The organism is Mycobacterium sp. ACS1612 (assembly GCF_001667505.1).
Lineage (GTDB): Bacteria > Actinomycetota > Actinomycetes > Mycobacteriales > Mycobacteriaceae > Mycobacterium.
This window is the reverse complement of record NZ_LZHZ01000076.1, coordinates 1-18,318: the sequence shown is the minus strand read 5'-3', so window position 1 is coordinate 18,318 and position 18,318 is coordinate 1. Positions and strand designations below refer to the sequence as shown.

The following is an 18,318-nucleotide window of genomic DNA, read 5'->3' as shown; positions in this document are numbered from 1 at the left end:
GCCCGCAATCGGCCGCCCCACCGCACCGCGTCAGCAAGACCACAGCTTCACGACGGCCGACGTGTACGTCGGTTGAATAGTCAATTCGAAAGGCAAACCTCACATGGCCAGCACGGACCTCATCACCTACTTGAACTACATGTCTACCTGGGAGACCGAATCAGACGAAAACATCGACCGCATTATTTCTGAGCAGGCTCTCTTCGTAAATCTTGGAGAGTTCGATTCAGACAAGGCGGTCAATGCCGAGTTCACGACGTTGCACGACTTGGCGTGCGAGGTGCGTGACCGGACCATTGCGGCCGACGCCACCCAGATCGCTGCCGACGCAGCCGCGGTAGCTGCAATCTGGTCTTTCGGACTTGGGATGGCAGCGTTCGCCGCCCTCCAAGCCGCCGAGATAATTCAGCAAAAAGTAATATCATCGAAATCAACAGAACTCAACAATAAGCTGACATCAGCAGACACTGATATTTCCGCTCAGATCAACCCGAACGTGAGTAATTACGTCGCTACATACAAAAAGAACAACGACCTGATAGTCAGCAAGGCTCCGGTGGGCCTCGACACGCGAACATGTCGGGGCCTCCTCCTGCAATTCCTCGCGCAGGTACAGAGAAACACAACGCTCGATGCCGGGACCTTTAAACAGTACGCCGGCTCCGCGCGACGCCTATACGACAGCGACGAGATAAACGCGGTCTACGATGCTTTGGATACCCTGAACCTCAGCAAAAAGACTGATGCCGACGTCAAAAAATTCATGGACTTCCTGGCGGGTTGGACTTTCCCTGGTAAAGCTGAAATATCCATGGTCCAAAATGCGTGCATAGCAATTATGTTTTATAAACTGAAGATTGCGAACGACACCATTAGGGCGCAAGCAGAGGCCGCCGGCCTTCCCGTGGAGGAAGTAGACGCCACCGCTTTTGGCGCCATGGATGCTGTCGGCAAGTTCATCACAGTTGTCGCCGTGGTCATGTCGGTGGCCGACATGGTGTTCGAAATCCTGGACATTGAGAACGTCGTTACACAATGCCAAAAGATGTGCGATCAACTGGACGGGCCCATCAAGCAAAGCTACCTCGACTACTTCAACGGAATAAAAACGGCAGCACGCGCCTACAAGGCGGCAATCCAGCCCGACTCCGGCAACAGTGCCGGACGCGACATCCAGCAGATGAACAGTCAAATACAACAGTGGGGCTCAATCACCCAATTCGGGATCAGGATCGCAGAGATCACCGGCACGGCAGATAACCCCGCTCAGACAAGCGGAACAGCAACCAAGACAGACCACGGGTTCTCGGGCTACAACGGCACCTGGGAAATCGGAAACTGGGGAGACACACTCAAATTCACCAACTAGCGTTTCAACACGTTGGTGACACGACGGCGTAGCAGCGTGGCCGACGTTGGCCCGCCACACATGGCACTTAAAGCCGCTGAGGGCCAGCCTGATTGGATTCAAGGCCCTAGCCGCCGCCCGCAATCGGCCAAGATCAGCACCGAGCCATGTGGAATCCGGCCGCGAGGACATGATGACGATGTTGTCGCGGCCGTAGATCACTGTCGAAATCCCGGCCGTTGTATTACGTCGGGTGATGGCTGACAGTGTTTCGACTGATGCTTTACACCTACTTCGGCTGATCCTTGACGCTCCCAGTGGAAAGCGGTCAGTGGAAAGCGGTGGGCCCGTCAGCCGCCGCAGACGGGGCCAGCGTCCCAGAAGGCCCGGATGTCGCATAAGGATTCGGCGTCGCGTACGGCCCGGGCGTCGCGTATGGATTCGGCGTCGCGTACGGCCCAGGCGCCGCATATGGATCCGGCGGAGTCGGAAGTTGGGCGCCCAGGAGTTGCGCGACAACGAAGCTCGCCGCTTGGTCGGTGTAGAAGGGTACGTAGCCCTCGGTGTGTCCGCTCCATTCATTACCGGGACCCTCGTGACAGATCGGGTCCATCGGGTTGCACAGGTCCATCGCCTTGGAACCGAGCAGCGCACTATGGGTCGTTATCGGTTGTTTGGTGCGGTCGGCCACATTGCCGAAGGTGACGACCGCCGCGACGTTAGCGGCGTATGGGGCTGGCAGCGTAGTGCCTCTGAGGAGGCCCCCCACCGAATTTCCGGTGACGATGTCAACCACCGACGCACCCTGTGAATAGCCGCCCAACACCTGCGGCGTATTCGGGCATTTATCGGCCATGGATTTGATGTGCGCTACGGCGTCCTTGGAGCCGTCGTCGGTATGCAACTGGAGAAGGCTTGCCTTGTAGTTCACCGCATACGTACCGATGTTCATGCCGGTCTGTTGGCGCAGCGCGTCAACCAGGGCCTGGCCGACGCGCCCGAGGCCGGCCGGTTCGTCGGTGCCGCGGGCGAAGGTCACCTCGACGTCCGGGCAGTCGTCGGCGCTGGCCGAGGGCAAGCTGTGCGAGAAAGCGCTTGGCGCGATCAGCAGAAGACCGGCGGTCAGCACCGCGGTGGCACCGTGGGTGGCGCCCCGCAAACCGCGTTGGTGGTTGCTCATCGGAAGGATGCTACCGAGTAACCGCGGGCACGGTCACATCTGTGGATCGTGCGCACGTTAACTAAGCGGACAGCCGGGGCGCTTAGTCGCTGGTGCCCAATACTTCGTGCAGAAAAGGTGTGTACTCGGCGAGTGATGCCAGCCGCCCTCGTAAAGCCGCCGGCTGGACCGATGTCGATGCCGAGACAGCGGCCATCGTCTCCCGGACCCGTCGAACTTCGTCGTGGACGGCACGTCAGGACAGTTCGTCGTGCCGGAATCGGTAGGTGGCGGATATCAGTACGCGGCAACCACTTTGTGTGACTCCGCTAGAAGGCACGACATCATGTGCACGGTGATCAGAATCGCCTGTGGCACAGGGATAACGCGGGCTTCACGTGCGACCTGTGCTCGAGTCTCAGTCACGAGTCGTCGGTCAACAGCCGATATAGCACGTAGATCGCAAACCAGATGATCACGCCACTCATCACGGCGAGCAGCACCTCGTAGAAAGTCGTCATACATCCCAGGCTATGGAAAGCGGCCACTTCTGCGCGGCAGGCATCACGCGCTCTGTTCCGCGCTTGCCGGATCCTGAATGCGGCGCAGATGCGGGTGGGCGAACTTCAACCAGTTGTAGGGATGCTCGGGCGAGGTCGTGCTGCCGAGAACGAACGTTCGATCGGTGCGGTGGGCACGCGCAATGGTGATCAACCAGGTCGCGAGAGTGCTGATGCGGTTTTGCACACCGGTGAGAAAGGCAATGTGGATGAGTCCCCAGCCCAGCCACCCGAGCAGCCCGGAAAGTTTGACCGGGCCGGCTTGCAACAATGCGTGTCCTCGGCTGATGTACGCCGCAGCGCCCAGGTCGCGGTATCGATATGGGCGGCGGGGTTTACCGTCGAGATCGCGACGGACGCATGAGGCCGCGTGCAACCCGCCCTGCATCGCGTTCTCTGCCACGCCCGGCAGATGGTCGCGCCCGGCGAGGTCGCCGATCACGAAGACCTCGCGGTGACCCGGCACGCACAATTCGGGGTCAACGGCGATGCGTCCGGCGTGATCGGATTCTGCACCCAGCACCTCGGCGACGCGTCGCGCGAAGGGCACCGCCTCGACGCCTGCGGTCCACAGAACCGTCCGGGCGGCAAATTCGACTGGCGCATCGCCGTTTTTCGGCGTGACCGTCACGCCGTCACGCCGTACATCGCTCACATGGACACCCATGTGCAACTCGACCCCCAACTTCTCCAACGTCTTGGTGGCACTGGAGGTGAGATCGGACGCGAAGCTGTCCAGCACACAGTGACCCCCGTCGAACAGGAGCACGCGGGCGTCTTCGGGCGCGATGCTGTGAAACTCATTGGCGAGCGTGCGGGTGGCCATCTCTCGGATCTGCCCGGCCAATTCGACGCCGGTGGGTCCCCCGCCGGCGATGGCAAAAGTCAGCCAGGCCTCTCTTTCGGGACCCGCAGGCAGCGTCTCGGCCATCTCGAACGCGCCGAATAATCGCCGACGCACGGTCACTGCGTCATCGAGTGTCTTCATCCCTGGAGCCCATTGAGCGAATTCGTCGTGGCCGAAGTAGGACTGACGCATACCGGCGGCAACGACCAAGACGTCGTAGTCGACGGTGAACGTCGTGTCATCGGGTCGGCGGGCCGTTACTCGGCGGTTGTCGGGATCGAGGTCGAACGCTTCCCCCAGGAGCGTGGTTACGTTGCCGTGGCGCGCGAGTTCTTCACGCAGCGACCGGCTGATCTGGCCGATGCTCAGCGTCCCCGTCGCGCATTGATACAACAAGGGTTGGAACACATGACAAGCGGCGCGATCCAGGATCGTCACCTCGACGTCGGCACGTCCGAGCCTGCGCGCGCAGAACAGTCCGCCGAACCCACCGCCGATGATCAACACCTTCGTCGGACCCTGACCCATCACTCACCGATTCCTCTCCGAAGACAGTTGACCACGGTGTACCCATATCGCATCCCCGTCTGATCGCCGAGTCGCCGTCTCTTGGGCACATGAATGCGATCGGCGGGCAGTGATGTTTTCGTAGCCGTAGTTGGTTCCATACCACGTGTGGCAAACCATCCTGTGCCAGTTCACCGGCACACCCGGCGCGCCATGCCCGGTCGCCGTGTTGAGGCCTTCCGACCTCCACTCTGCCCGACACCGGGCAAGGGTTGTGCCTGCGCCAGGCTCACTGCCAGCCTGAGAGCAGCGCGCCGACATGGATCCGTTTGAAGTTACGCGCCGCTCGACGCCTGTCTTGTTGGCGCGCAACGGATCACGAGTGGTGCGTCTCGTCGGTGTCCGCGGCGCCTTCCCTGTATCGGATGAGGAATCCGATGGCCACGATGGCCGCCGCGGCGCCGATAACGCCCCACAGCACGATCGAAAAAACCAGCGAGCCGAACAGGAAGTTGTAGGTCACTGCCAGATACAGCGACCAGAGCACCCGGTACAAGGACCAGAATGCGACCAGTCCGGCGCTGATCCCGATGGCCAGGCTCGGCTGGCGGTCGACGCGGTTGATCTGTTGCTCGAGGGCGGTGGGCACGATCTTCACTTTGTTTTCCCTTCTGAGGCGCCGCGGGTGGGCGTCGTTGTCTCGGCAAGTACAGCCGGGCCGGCTTGCTACCGATCCCAACTACTCAGAAGGGACGCCCATCAATCGCTCTGGTTCGCCCGTAGCGCGGCGTTGTCACCTTCCAGCTGAACGTTGCGGTCGTCGAGCGCCTCGTTGCGGTCCTCGAGTTCGAGAATTCGAGCGATCCCCGCGAGGTTCACCCCATCAGCGACAAGTTCGCTGATGCGCTGCAGTCGGACCAGATCGTCGGCGCTGTAGCGTCGGGTTCCGCCTGCACTGCGCGCCGGGGTCAGCAGGCCGCGGCGCTCATACAAACGCAATGGCTGCTCGGGGATGCCGGACAACTCGGCAACCACTGAGATCGGGTAGACCCCGCGGTCAGACGCTGGCGGACCGACCTTGCGGTCGTCTGTGGTCATCGAGGCGACGGCCCCCAATACTCAGTGCTAGACAGCAGAAACATCTGGCGAGCACCAGTAAACATCTGCTCTTGATCTTGTACAAGCTTTGAGGCGATACTATCCAAAAATCTATATCGTGAGCTACAGATTCTGTAGTGCCCGTGATAGCGGTTTAGGTACAGGAAGTGCTGACAATGCGGATACGGCGACAACCAGAAGTCGGTTGCGACCCAACTGGTACCGAAAGGGTCACCGTCGCCGTCGAGCTCTTGACCCGGGAGATCGATGCCGCCGCCGCCCACGACCAGCTGCCGGTCTCCGATGTGGCGTCTCGGCTCATCAACGAACATTCCGCGCCGGCTTCCGACGCCGACATCCACGTGCGACTCGCGGAGTCGATTCGCGACGCACACGCCCGGCACGCCCGGTCAAGCGGCAGGTTGCTCGACGAACTCGCTGTCGGCGGCCTTGAATTCGTCTCCGGCGCCCAGTACGCCGGTATCACCGTCGCCGACGGTCGCGGTGGCGCCGACGCGGCCAACACCGTCGGGCGCTATCCCGGTCTACTGGATGCCATTCAACGGCGCTATCAGGAAGGCCCCTACCTGGACGCGGTCCGGGACCGCGACACCATCCGTGTCGACGACCTGACCACCGACACCCGCTGGCCGAACTTCCAGCGGGAGGCGTTGGCGCAGACCCCGATTCGGTCTGCGCTGACATATCCGCTCGTGGTTGAGCGCCAACTCCTGGGTGCGCTCACCTTCTACGCCGAGCAACCGCACTCCTTGGACGCCGACGCAGAACGTGTCGGGCTGGTGTATGCCGCGCATGCGGCGCTGGCATGGAACGCGGTCCGCCGCGAGAGCCAACTCCGTGAGGCGCTGGCCTCACGCGACATCATCGGGCAGGCCAAGGGCATGCTGATGGAGCGCCACCAGATCAGCGCCGACGAAGCGTTCAGCCTGCTGCGCAGGTTGTCTCAGCAGTCCAATACCCGGGTCGCCGAGATCGCGCGTAGGTTCGTCGACGCGGCCCCACCGAACCGGCAGTAGTCGCGTCAGGTCGTCGCGGCACGCTGAGGGCACAAGTACACCTGGGCGCCGGCGATGATGTAGTTCGACAGGTTCTCGTTCTTGGTCGTCTGATCCAGTTTCTGCAGCACAGTGGTCAGATCGACACCGCGGTTGTACTGCGTGCAGACATCCTGGGCCAGGGCGGTGAGGGTGGCGCAGTCCTGCGTGAAACCCACCCCGGCCATGCTCCGGCAGAAGTCGGTTTGCGGGGAAGCGGCGGCGGTCGGCGCAGCGACCAGTGCGCCGACGAACACCGTCGACACCAAAGCGATTCTCGCGAACATAGCCATTGTGAGTCCTTCCTATCGCCGATTACCCGCTCGGCGCAGGCGGCATGCAGCGCGCGGGGCATTTCGAGACAGGCGCGTTACCGAGACGAGACGCGACCATTGAGCGGGGGCGGCCATAGATAGGATCCCGACATGTCGCTAGAAGCCGGCCACACGTTCGCCGGGTACACGATCATCCAGCGACTGGGCTCCGGTGCGATGGGCGAGGTCTATCTGGCCCAGCACCCGAGGCTGCCACGGCGCGATGCAGTGAAGGTGCTGGCCCAACAGGTTTCGACAGACACCACATATCGCGAACGGTTCAACCGGGAAGCGCGGAATGCCTCCACGCTGTCGCACCCGAACATCGTCGCCGTCTACGATCGCGGCGAGCACGACGGGCGGTTGTGGATCTCGATGGCCTACGTCGAGGGCACCGACGCCGCGCGCCTGCTGCAGGAGCGCTATCGCAAGGGCATGCCGCCCGACGAAGTCGCGCGGATCATCGCCGCGGTCGCCGACGCTCTTGACTACGCCCACCAGCGCCAATTGCTGCACCGCGACGTCAAGCCCGCCAATATCCTTCTGGCCGAACTTGATTCAGGGGGCTGGCGGGCGATGCTGGCCGATTTCGGGATTGCGCGGCGGGTCGACGACACCAATTCGTTGACCGAAACCAACATAGCGGTGGGCACCGTTGCCTACGCTGCGCCGGAACAGCTGATGGGCCTGACGCTCGACGGCCGCGCCGACCAATACTCTCTCGCCGCAACGGCTTTCGAGTTGTTGACCGGCTCACACCTCTACCTGGACCCCAACCCCGCTGTGGTGATCAGCCGGCACGTCTCCGCACCGCCCCCTGAGATCGCGGAGCGCAAACCCGAACTGTCCGCGCTCGGTCCGGTGTTGTGCAAAGCGCTGGCCAAGTCACCCGACGACCGGTACTCCACCTGCATGGACTTCGCCAGAGCCCTCGCCCGACATCTCGACGTGGGGCTCGACGAATTCGGCGCCGACGACGCGACCTTGGACGCGATGGCGGTCGCGCACCGTCGCAACAGGGTCGAACCCAAGCGCTGGGCGCGGCCGTGGCTCATCGCGTCAGCGGCGGTGGCTGTCCTGCTGGTCGCGGCTGCGGTCGCAGCGGTCCTGCTGTTCGAGCGGCCCCGCGACGAGGCAAGCCCCGCGCCGGCAGTGCCCGTGGTGCTCGTCGGCGCCGATTGCGCGGTGCTGGGCGCCGCGGGCGTCACCGAGAGCGGTCAACAGGCCTACTGCGCGCGTCTGCCGACGACCGGCGACATCATGTGGTCCTTGGTGTCCGGTGTGGTCCCGACTCCGACCGTCACCAACGGCCCTGACGATCCGGTGTACCCGGCCGGCATCGAGCAGCAGGTCGACGTGTGCGTGCAGCAAACCGGCAAACCCCGCGTCGAGTGCCGTGAAGACGTCCGGCGGGGAAATCTCACCGGGCCAGCCTGAACGCGTTTTCTGCTTACCTCCCGGTTAGGAAATTCTTCCCCTGGGCAAGCTGGATTCTGGCTCCTCGGCGATTACGCGGGCGCCGCGCGACCAGCAGGATTCCTCTCAACAACACCACAGTCACCAACCCGAACTTCCCGAAAGGAATCCACGATGACGCTTTCACAGACCCGCAAGCTGACCGGCATCAAGTACGCAGCTGCCGTCCTCGGCGCCTTCGGCATTCTCGCCATGGCCCCGGCAACCGCCTTCGCCACCGACAACGATCCGGCCCCCGGCGGCGGCGGTGGATGCACCCACATCGACAACGACGGCTACCCTATCCCGATCGATGACGGCCAGGACGTGTTCGTCGACGGCAAGATCGTCAGCTGCCGCGGCGGAAAGATCACGATCACCACGGCACCGCAACGCGCCGAGACAGGCGGCGTTGGCACCGTCGATGGCGGGGGCAAAGTGAGCAACCCAGGCCGGCTGCCGGTCTTCGGCGGCGGCAAGCTCCCTGTGTTCGTGAAGCAGAACTGACCCCCGCAATCAGTCGGCCCGCCACCAACCCTCCCCGGGTGGCGGGCCGATCTGACGACCGCGAACAGCGCGACCAGTAGGACACCGGGCCGGTGACACCGAATCCGTCGATTTCTGGCAAACCGCTGTGAGAAGGGCGTAATTTACGCCAACGTCCACCTCTGCGGTGAGTGGAGCGAAAGGGATCGTCATGGGTTATGCGAAGCACATCGGTCGAGTTGGCGCTCTTGCCGTGACCCTCGGAGTGGGGGTGGCCATGGCGACCACGCCGGGCATCGCGTACGCCAGCCCGACGGAGCCCTCGTCGACCGGGGAAACTTCGCAGACCACCGCCTCGTCCACCACCGATACGTCCACGTCATCGGCGAAGACCACCCCGAAAAAGAAGAAGAAGAAAGCGGCGGTAGTCGAGAAGGCGGATCCCGATGGGGACGACGGGGCTCAGACATCCGACCCGAAGCCGACGGCGGCCACCGACAACCAGGCCGACGCCGACAACCAGGCCGACGCCGGCGACCAGGCCGACACCGACGATAAGGCTGACACCGAGGATCCGCCGACCGCGGACACCCCACCGGCCAGCGACGACGACGACCATAGCGCGGTTACCGACGGCGCCGGCAAACGCAAGACGTGGAGGTCGTCGCCGAATCAACCACCCGCCGAAGCGGGCTCGTCGATCACCGCGGCGACCACGACGGTCACCCAGAAGAAGAGAGCGCAGACACAAAATCCCGCCGCGGTCGACGACACCACGGCGCGGACATTCTCGGAGCCCCCCGCCGACGACCCGGGTACGACGACGGCCACCACCTTCGCGGCGCTGTCCACACCCGCCGTGGCACCGGTGGCGCCGCGGCCCCGCCCGACCCTGATCACCGTGGTCTCCGACCTCGTCGCGACCGTGTTGCAGCCGATGCTGAGCTTCGGCACCGGATCGCCGCTGCAGGTTCCGGTGCTGTGGGCGATGTTGTCCGCGGTGCGAGACGAGATGGAGCGCAATCTGTTCCGTCGCACCTCACCGGTTGCGGCCCAGCAACCCACCGCTCTGCTCGAGCCGGTCGAGCCCAATCAACACGTGCTCGTGATCGGCATCGACGGCACGAACCTGAGCCGGGTGATGGCCGATCCGACCAACGAGAATTTCTTCGAGCTGATGGACGACAGCACCAACTCCGCGCCGAGCATCGTCGGGCACACCACGATCTCGAACCCGTCCTGGACAACGATCCTGACCGGTGCGTGGGACAACAAGACCGGCGTGATCAACAACGTCTACACCCCGTGGACCTATGACAAGTGGCCCACCGTCTTCACCCAACTCGAGACGTTCAACTCTGCCATCGACACCAAGGCCATCGCCGACTGGGATGTCATCGCCGCCATCGCCGCCTCAGGGATTGGCGCCGACGACGTCCACTATGTCGCCCAATTACCGGGCGACACCAACTGGTCGGCGACTGACGCCGCCGTCACCGCCGAAGCCGTCAAGTCGATTCTGGGCACTGCCGAAGGTTACGAGGACGTCCCGGAATTCATGTTCACCTACCTTGTCCAGGTGGACGAGAACGGGCACATGTTCGGCGGTGCGTCGGAGCAATACAAAGAGGCCATCCAGCGCACCGACGACAATCTCGGCGCGATCATGGATGCGGTCGCGGCGCGCGAGGCGGCGACCGGCGAGCAGTGGACTGTCATCGTCGTCACCGACCATGGCCATCAGCCGCAGAAAGGTTTCGGCCACGGCTTCCAATCACCCGACGAGACAGCGACATTCGTCATTGCCCGCGGCCCCGACTTCAACGACGGGTACATCAACACCGACTACGAGATCGTCGACGTCACTCCGACGGTGCTCGATCTGTTCGACGCGCCGCTGCGCCGCAGTTTTGACGGTCTGCCCCTGACATCGCTTGGCGCGGGCGTCGATCCCGGCGATCGGTCAGACCTGCAGGACGCGCTCAAGGCGCAACTCGCGTCGAACCACAGCCCCGACTTCCTCACCAACGTGGCGCTGAGCGCGCGCACCATCTTCGCCTCCATTCCCTACTTCCTGCTCGACGCGGGACTGCCGCTGCCGGGGCCGATCATCGACGTCCTGTACGTGGTGACCAACGTGCCCGCGCAGATCGTGGCGCTCTTGACGGGTGTGTACGGCGCGAGCATCTTCCCGCTGCTGCCTCCGCCGCCCGCCTCGTCGTTCATTCCAGACCAGTCGAGCACCCTCGACTGCGGTCAGGGCACCCTCGCGGCAGCGTGCATCGCCAGCTGACCGAGTTCTGCTGTCACAGACGGCCCCTGACGTATCACGGCCGCTCGTTGTTGGGATCGGTAGCCGCGCCGACGGGGTGGAATCGACGCATGACCGGCACCGCGATTTAGCCCGCGAAGGGGAGGTCAGCGGTGTTATGTTGACGTCGCCGGTGCGTGAATTGGAAACGATAACCGCTTCGCGAACGGTGCCGCGCTCGCTGCGTCGGTCGTTGACCCATCTCTAGTAGGCAATTAGGAGAACGCGTGAGTACGAATCCGTTCGACGACGACGCCGGTAGCTTCTTCGTCTTGGTCAACGACGAGGAGCAGCACAGCCTCTGGCCCACGTTTGCTGATGTGCCGGCCGGATGGCGGACGGTATACGGCGAAGCGACCAGAGCCGACTGCCTCGACTACATCGAACAGAACTGGCCCGATATCCGGCCGAAGAGTCTGCGCGAGAGGCTGGCCCAGGGAGCGGGCTCTGAGTCCTAAGCCGTCCGGGCTGGCTGCCGAGCGCGTCACGATTCGTGGCCATCGCATCGACCTCGGGGAGGTCAGGGCAGCACTAGCCGGTCTGGACGGGGTGGCACAGGCGATCGTGATCGTCAGGGAGGATCGTCCTGGCGATCAACGCCTGGTGGGTTATCTGACCGTGGTCTGCGGGACGGTTGATCCGGCGGGTGTGCGTGTGGCGCTGGCCGAGCGATTGCCGTCGTACATGGTCCCCGCGGCGGTGGTGGTGATGGAAGCACTGCCGTTGGGGGCCAACGGTGAACTCGACACCTGCGCGCTGCCCGCACCCGAATACGACGACGCCGACCGCTACCACGCCATCGAAGAGCGCCTGGCGGAGATCTTCGCCGAGGTTCTCGGCGTGCAGAGCGTGGATGTCGGGGAGTCGTTCTTCGATCTCGGCGGGGACTCGCTGGCGGCGATGCGGGTGGTCGCCGCCGTCAACGCCATGCTCGAAGCCAACTTGCCGCTGGGTGCGCTGTTCAACACCCCCACTGTCACAGAGCTGGCCGCCCGCATCGGTGTCGCCGCGGGCGCAGCCAAACCATTGGTGGCCCGCGAGCGGCCCGCAGTGGTGCCGCTGTCGTTCGCGCAGAGCCGGTTGTGGTTCATCGGCCAGTTGCAGGGCCCCTCACCGGTGTACAACCGTGCAGTGGCATTGCGGTTGCGCGGCAACCTGAATGCCGTGGCGTTGCATACCGCGCTGACCGACGTCCTCGACCGTCACGAGAGCCTGCGCACCGTGTTCTCCGCAGTCGACGGGGTGGCACAGCAGATCGTTCTACCGGCGCACGGCCTCGACTTCGGTTGGACGGTGGTGGATGCCACCGGATGGCCGACCGACCGGCTCGACAGCGCGATCGAGGACGTCGCACACGACGGCTTTGCTCTGGCGGATGAGATCCCGTTCAGAGCAATGGTTTTCAGAGTCGCCGACGACGAGCATGTGCTGGTGGTGGTGGTGCACCACATCGCAGGCGACGGCTGGTCGATCGGCGTGTTGGCCGCCGACATCAGCGCCGCGTACGCCGATCGGTACGCCGGTCGTGCGCCTCGCTGGGCCGACCTCCCGGTGCAGTACGCCGATTACACGCTGTGGCAGCGTGAGAACCTCGGCGACCTCACCGACTCGAGTAGTCCGCTGGCCGCGCAGGTCGGCTTCTGGGAGGACGCGCTGGCAGGCATGCCTGAGCGCTTGGAGTTGCCCACCGACCGCCCGTACCCGCCGGTCGCCGATCACCATGGCGCCAGCGTCACGGTGGACTGGACAGCGCAGTTGCAGCAGCAGGTGCGTGCGTTGGCTCGCGAGCACAACGCGACCAGCTTCATGGTCGTCCAAGCCGCCCTTGCGATGCTGTTGTCGAGGCTGAGCTCGAGTTCTGATGTGGCGGTTGGCTTCCCGATCGCAGGCCGCGGCGATCCGGCACTCGACGGTCTGGTCGGCTTCTTCGTCAACACGCTGATCCTGCGCGTCGACCTCGCCGGAGACCCCACCTTCGCCGATTTGCTCGCCCAGGTCCGCGAACGCAGCCTCGCCGCCTACGAACACCAGGACGTCCCGTTCGAGGTGCTCGTCGAGCGGCTCAACCCGCCGCGCTCGCTGACCCACCATCCGCTGATCCAGGCGATGCTGGCCTGGCAGAACACGGCTTCGCTCGCGTTGACCGTCGCCGACCTCGAGGTGTCTCAACGTCCGCTCAAAACGCACACGGCCGCAATGGATCTGGCGCTCTATCTAGGTGAGCGCTTCACCGACACCGGTGAACCCGCAGGCATCGGCGGCACCGTGCAGTTCCGCACCGATGTGTACGACACCGCCACCATCGAAACGCTGGTGCAGCGGTTGCACCGCGTCCTGACGTCGGTCACCGCCGATCCGACCGCACGGTTATCGACGGTGGATCTGCTCGACGGCGACGAGCGCGCGCGGTTGGACGCGTGGGGAAATCGCGCAGCCCTGACGAAGCCCGCACCGGCGGCGACGTCGATACCCGCCGCGTTCGCAGAGCAGGTCGGGCGCGCACCCGAGGCGGTCGCGTTGGTCTGCGGTGGCAGGTCGTTGACTTATCGCGAACTCGACGAAGCATCGAATCGGCTGGCGCACAAGCTCTGTGACGAAGGCGTCGGCGCCGGCGCGACTGTCGCGCTCTTACTGGATCGCTCGGCAGAAGCCGTCGTCGCGATTCTGGCGGTGCTGAAGGCAGGTGCCGCCTACCTGCCAATCGACCCGACGCTACCCGCAGCACGGGTGGCGTTCATGCTCAGCGACGCCGCACCGACGGCGGCCGTCACCTCCGCCGCCTTCGCCGACCGGTTCGACGGACAACGCATGGCGCTGATCGGCGTCGACGATCCGCAACTACCGGGGTATCCGCGCATGGAACCGGCGGCCCCAAGCCCGGATGGCATCGCCTACGTCATCTACACCTCCGGCACCACCGGTGTGCCCAAGGGCGTGGCGATCACCCATCACAACCTGACCCAGCTGATCATGTCGTTCGATGCCGGACTGGCCGCCGCAGCCGAACAGGTCTGGCCGCAATGGCATTCTTATGCATTCGACTTCTCGGTGTGGGAGATGTTCGGCGCCCTGTTGCGCGGCGGGCGGTTGGTCGTGGTGCCGGATTCGGTGGTACACGCGCCGGGCGACTTCCACGATCTGCTGGTCGCCGAGGGCGTCAACGTCCTCACTCAAACCCCCTCTGCGCTGGGGCTGTTGGCGGCGCAGGGGCTGGAGTCGGCGGCGCTGCTGGTGGGTGGCGAAGCATGTCCGGCGTCCGTCGTGGACCTATGGGCGCCGGGCCGGGTGATGGTCAACGCATACGGCCCCACCGAGACGACGATATATGCGTCGCTCAGCGCGCCGCTGGCACCCGGTTCGGGTGCCGCGCCCATCGGGTCTCCGGTGCCTGGGTCGGCGTTGTTCGTGCTCGACGAGTGGTTGCGGCCGGTGCCGCCCGGTGTCGTCGGCGAACTGTACATCGCGGGTCATGGTGTGGGAGTGGGCTATTGGCGCCGCGGCGCGTTGACTGCGGCGCGGTTCGTGGCGTGTCCGTTCGGCGGGCCGGGTGCCCGGATGTATCGCACCGGAGACCTGGCGTCGTGGGGCGCTGACGGTCAGCTTCGATATGTCGGGCGTGCCGACGAGCAGGTGAAGGTCCGCGGTTACCGCATCGAGTTGGGTGAGGTGCAGGCCGCGCTGGCCGGGCAGGACGGTGTCGATCAGGCGGCGGCCGTCGTTCGCGAGGACCGCCAGGGGACGCACCGGTTGGTCGGGTACGTCACCGGTGAAGCGGATCCGGCTGCGGTGCGCGCGGCGCTGGCCGAACACCTGCCGCCGTACATGGTGCCGTCCGCGGTCGTGGTGGTGGCCGCGCTGCCGTTGACGGTGAGCGGAAAACTCGACACCGCAGCCCTTCCGGCGCCGGACTACCAGGACGCCGACGGATACCGCGCGCCGGTCACCGTCACCGAAGAGATCCTGGCGGGCATCTTCGCCCAGGTGCTGGCCGTCGAAACTGTCGGCATCGACGACTCGTTCTTCGACCTCGGCGGCGACTCGTTGTCGGCGATGCGCGTGATCGCCGCGGCCAACAAGGCGTTCGACGTGAACCTGGCAGTCCGCACCTTGTTCGACGCGCCCACCGTCGCCCGGTTGGCGCTGCATCTCGGCGATGAGTCGACCCGGCTGGAACCGGTGGCGACCGTCGAGCGGCCCGGGGTGCTGCCGTTGTCGTTCGCGCAGAGCCGATTGTGGTTTCTCGACCAGTTCCAGGGAGCGTCGCCGATGTACCACATGGCGGTGGCGTTGCGGCTGTGCGGACACCTCGACGCCGACGCCCTCGGCGCGGCGCTGGCCGATGTCGTCAGCCGTCACGAGACCCTGCGCACGGTGTTCACTGCAGTCGACGGCACACCGCAACAAGTCGTGTTGTCACCGCAACGGGCCGACTTCGGCTGGGGGATCGTCGACGCCACCGGATGGCCTGAGGACAGGGTGCGCAGCCGTATCGACGAAGCGGCGCAGCGCCCGTTCGACCTGTCCACCGATATCCCGTTGCGGGCGCAGCTGTTTCGCATAACCGATGACGAGCACGTACTGGTGGCGGTGGCCCACCACATCGCAGCAGACGGCTGGTCGGTGGCGCCGCTGGTGCGTGATCTCGGGGTGGCCTACGCCAGCCGGTGCGCGGGGCTGGCGCCCGACTGGGACGACCTGCCGGTGCAGTACGCCGACTACGCCCTGTGGCAGCGGGCGCAACTCGGCGACATCGAGGACACCGACAGTCCCGTGGCACGGCAACTTCGGTATTGGGAACACACCCTGGCCGGTATCCCGGACCGGCTGCAGCTGCCCACCGACCGGCCGTACCCACTGGTGGCTGACTACCGCGGCGACCATGTGGCAGTGGACTTCTCGGCTGACCTGCAGCGGCGGGTGCGCGAGCTGGCCCGGCACCACAACGCCACCAGTTTCATGGTCGTCCAGGCAGCGCTTGCGGTGCTGCTGTCGAAGATGAGCGGCAGCGCCGATGTCGCAGTGGGTTACCCGACAGCGGGGCGCCGCGACTCGGCGCTGGACGAATTGGTGGGCTTCTTCGTCAACACGCTGGTGCTGCGCGTCGACCTGTCCGACGATCCGACGATCGCAGACCTGCTCGCCGCTGTCCGGCAGCGCAGCCTCGCCGGCTACGAACACCAGGACGTGCCGTTCGAGGTGCTCGTCGACCGCCTCACGACCACCCGGTCACTGACCCATCATCCGCTGATCCAGGTCATGTTGGCGTGGCAGAACTTTCCCGGGCACCACAACGAGCCCGCACAGGGGCTGACGCTGGGCGACCTGCAGGTCACACCGCTGCCCGTGCACACCCGCACGGCCCGGATGGATCTGACCTTCTCGCTGGCCGAACGCTGGACGGCCGGCGGTGAACCGGCGGGAATCGGCGGCACGGTGGAGTTCCGCACCGATGTGTACGACGCCGCCAGCATCGAGACCCTCGTCGAGCGGCTACAGCGGTTGCTGCTGGCGATGGCCGACGATCCGTCGGCGCGGGTGTCGTCGGTGGACCCGGTCAGCGATGAGGAGCACACCGAACTCAATCGGTGGGGTAATCGCGCCACCTTGACCCAACCCAAGCCTGCCGCGGTGTCGATTCCCGCCGCGTTGGCCGAGCAGGTGGCGCGCACTCCTGGTGCGGTGGCGGTGAGCTATCAAGGCCGCTCGATGACGTACCAAGAGTTCCACTGGGTGTCGAACCGGTTGGCGCACTTACTTTCCCACTACGGGGCAGCGCCGGGCAGCTCAGTGGCGTTGCTGTTTCCCCGGTCGGCCGACGCGATCGTCGCGATGGCGGCGGTGCTGAAAACCGGTGCCGCGTACCTGCCCATCGACCCGGCCCTACCGCAATCGCGCATCGAGTTCATGCTCGCCGACGCCGAACCGGTCGCGGTGCTCACCACCGCTGATCTTCGTGGCAGGCTCCCCGGGCATGAACTGCCGGTGATCGACATCGACGACCGGGTCGTCGCCCGCAATCCGTGTTCCGGCTTGGCTGGACCCGCGCCCGACGACATCGCCTACCTCATCTACACCTCCGGCACAACCGGGGTGCCGAAGGGGGTGGCGATCACACACCGCAACGTCACGCAACTGCTTCGTCTGCGGAAGTTCTTCGGGTCCCGGCCCGCCGCCACACAATTCGCGGCGACACAGTGGCATTCGCATTCGTTCGACGTCTCGGTGTGGGAGATCTGGGGCACTCTGTGCTCCGGAGGGCGGTTGGTGGTGGTGCCTGAGTCGGTGGCCACGTCACCGGACGACTTCCATGCCTTGCTCACCGCCGAGCGCATTTCCGTCGTGAGTCAAACCCCCTCCGCTGTCGCGACGTTGGACCCTCGCGGGCTGGAATCGGCGGCACTGGTGGTCGCTGGGGAAGCGTGCCCGCCCGCGCTGGTCGATCAGTGGGCACCAGGCCGCGTGATGATCAACGCCTACGGCCCGACCGAAACCACCGTCTACGCGACGATGAGCGCTGCGCTGACACCGGATTCGGACGTGGTACCGATCGGCACGCCGGTGTCGGGTGCGGCGGTATTCGTCCTCGATCGCTGGCTACGCCCCGTGGCGCCCGGCGTGGTGGGCGAGTTGTACGTGGCAGGCGCGGGGGTGGGCGTCGGCTATTGGCGTCGCGGCGGATTGACGGCAGCGCGTTTCGTGGCGTGTCCGTTCGGCGCACCCGGCGCGCGGATGTATCGCACCGGCGATCTGGTGCGGTGGCGCCCCGACGGCCAACTCGAATACCTCGGCCGCGCAGATCAACAGGTGAAGCTCCGCGGGTTCCGCGTCGAGCTCGGGGAGGTGCAGGCCGCGCTGGCCGGCCTGGACGGTGTGACGCAGGCGGTCGTGATCGCCCGCGACAAACGCCTGATCGGCTATGTCACTGGGACGGCCGACCCGGGCGGGGTGCGCGCGACGCTGACCGATCGGCTGCCGTCGTACATGGTGCCGGCCGCGGTGGTGGTGCTCGACGCAATCCCGTTGACGGTCAACGGCAAAGTCAACGTGGACGCGTTGCCCGCACCCGACTATCGAGACCTCGACCGGTATCGCGCGCCCGACACGGTGGTCGAGGAGATTTTGGCCGGTATCTATGCCGAGGTGTTGGGGCTGGACCGCGTCGGTGTGGACGAACCCTT

The 18,318-nt window shown here is 65.1% G+C and carries 11 protein-coding genes and 1 pseudogene; 7 read left to right on the top strand and 5 right to left on the bottom strand.

Going from position 1 to position 18,318, the window contains the following annotated elements:
• Positions 1-103 precede the first annotated feature (103 nt).
• On the top strand, positions 104-1,369 hold the full coding sequence (locus tag A5724_RS32255) for a hypothetical protein (protein WP_067812161.1): 1,266 nt from the start codon (positions 104-106) through the stop codon (positions 1,367-1,369).
• 307 nt (positions 1,370-1,676) lie between these two features.
• On the opposite strand, the gene A5724_RS32250 is transcribed toward A5724_RS32255, so the two are convergent.
• The 4 genes from A5724_RS32250 to A5724_RS32235 all read right to left on the bottom strand — a co-directional run bounded on the left by A5724_RS32250 (position 1,677) and on the right by A5724_RS32235 (position 5,519).
• Positions 1,677-2,528 carry a cutinase family protein gene (locus A5724_RS32250; protein WP_067812159.1) on the bottom strand — a complete coding sequence of 284 codons (852 nt, stop codon included), beginning with the start codon at positions 2,526-2,528 and terminating at the stop codon, positions 1,677-1,679.
• A gap of 543 nt (positions 2,529-3,071) precedes the next feature.
• On the bottom strand, positions 3,072-4,442 hold the full coding sequence (locus tag A5724_RS32245) for an NAD(P)/FAD-dependent oxidoreductase (protein ID WP_067812157.1): 1,371 nt from the start codon (positions 4,440-4,442) through the stop codon (positions 3,072-3,074).
• Positions 4,443-4,797: 355 nt separating this feature from the next.
• A complete protein-coding gene (locus A5724_RS32240; protein ID WP_067812155.1) occupies positions 4,798-5,079 on the bottom strand; it encodes a hypothetical protein in 282 nt (93 codons plus the stop codon).
• Positions 5,080-5,180: 101 nt separating this feature from the next.
• Positions 5,181-5,519, bottom strand: a complete 339-nt coding sequence (locus A5724_RS32235) for a MerR family transcriptional regulator (RefSeq protein WP_067812153.1) — start codon at positions 5,517-5,519, stop codon at positions 5,181-5,183.
• Between the two features lie 251 nt (positions 5,520-5,770).
• On the opposite strand from A5724_RS32235, the gene A5724_RS32230 reads away from it, so the two are divergent.
• Complete coding sequence (locus A5724_RS32230) at positions 5,771-6,556, top strand: GAF and ANTAR domain-containing protein (RefSeq protein WP_197518877.1); 786 nt, start codon at positions 5,771-5,773, stop codon at positions 6,554-6,556.
• Positions 6,557-6,561: 5 nt separating this feature from the next.
• Here the strand turns inward: A5724_RS32230 and A5724_RS32225 are convergent, their stop codons facing one another.
• Positions 6,562-6,867: a DUF732 domain-containing protein gene (locus A5724_RS32225; RefSeq protein WP_067812151.1), complete on the bottom strand. Its 306-nt coding sequence runs from the start codon at positions 6,865-6,867 to the stop codon at positions 6,562-6,564.
• A gap of 132 nt (positions 6,868-6,999) precedes the next feature.
• Here A5724_RS32225 and A5724_RS32220 point away from each other — a divergent pair, with 132 nt between their 5' ends.
• From A5724_RS32220 to A5724_RS32200, 5 genes and pseudogenes are all read left to right on the top strand, one after another.
• Positions 7,000-8,325: a serine/threonine-protein kinase gene (locus A5724_RS32220; RefSeq protein ID WP_067812149.1), complete on the top strand. Its 1,326-nt coding sequence runs from the start codon at positions 7,000-7,002 to the stop codon at positions 8,323-8,325.
• 153 nt (positions 8,326-8,478) lie between these two features.
• Complete coding sequence (locus A5724_RS32215) at positions 8,479-8,850, top strand: hypothetical protein (protein ID WP_067812147.1); 372 nt, start codon at positions 8,479-8,481, stop codon at positions 8,848-8,850.
• 190 nt (positions 8,851-9,040) lie between these two features.
• On the top strand, positions 9,041-11,122 hold the full coding sequence (locus tag A5724_RS35045; protein ID WP_067812145.1) for an alkaline phosphatase family protein: 2,082 nt from the start codon (positions 9,041-9,043) through the stop codon (positions 11,120-11,122).
• Positions 11,123-11,367: 245 nt separating this feature from the next.
• A complete protein-coding gene (locus A5724_RS32205; protein ID WP_067812143.1) occupies positions 11,368-11,598 on the top strand; it encodes an MbtH family protein in 231 nt (76 codons plus the stop codon).
• A 7-nt stretch (positions 11,599-11,605) separates the two neighbouring features.
• Positions 11,606-18,318: pseudogene (locus tag A5724_RS32200) on the top strand (amino acid adenylation domain-containing protein); the annotation flags it as partial.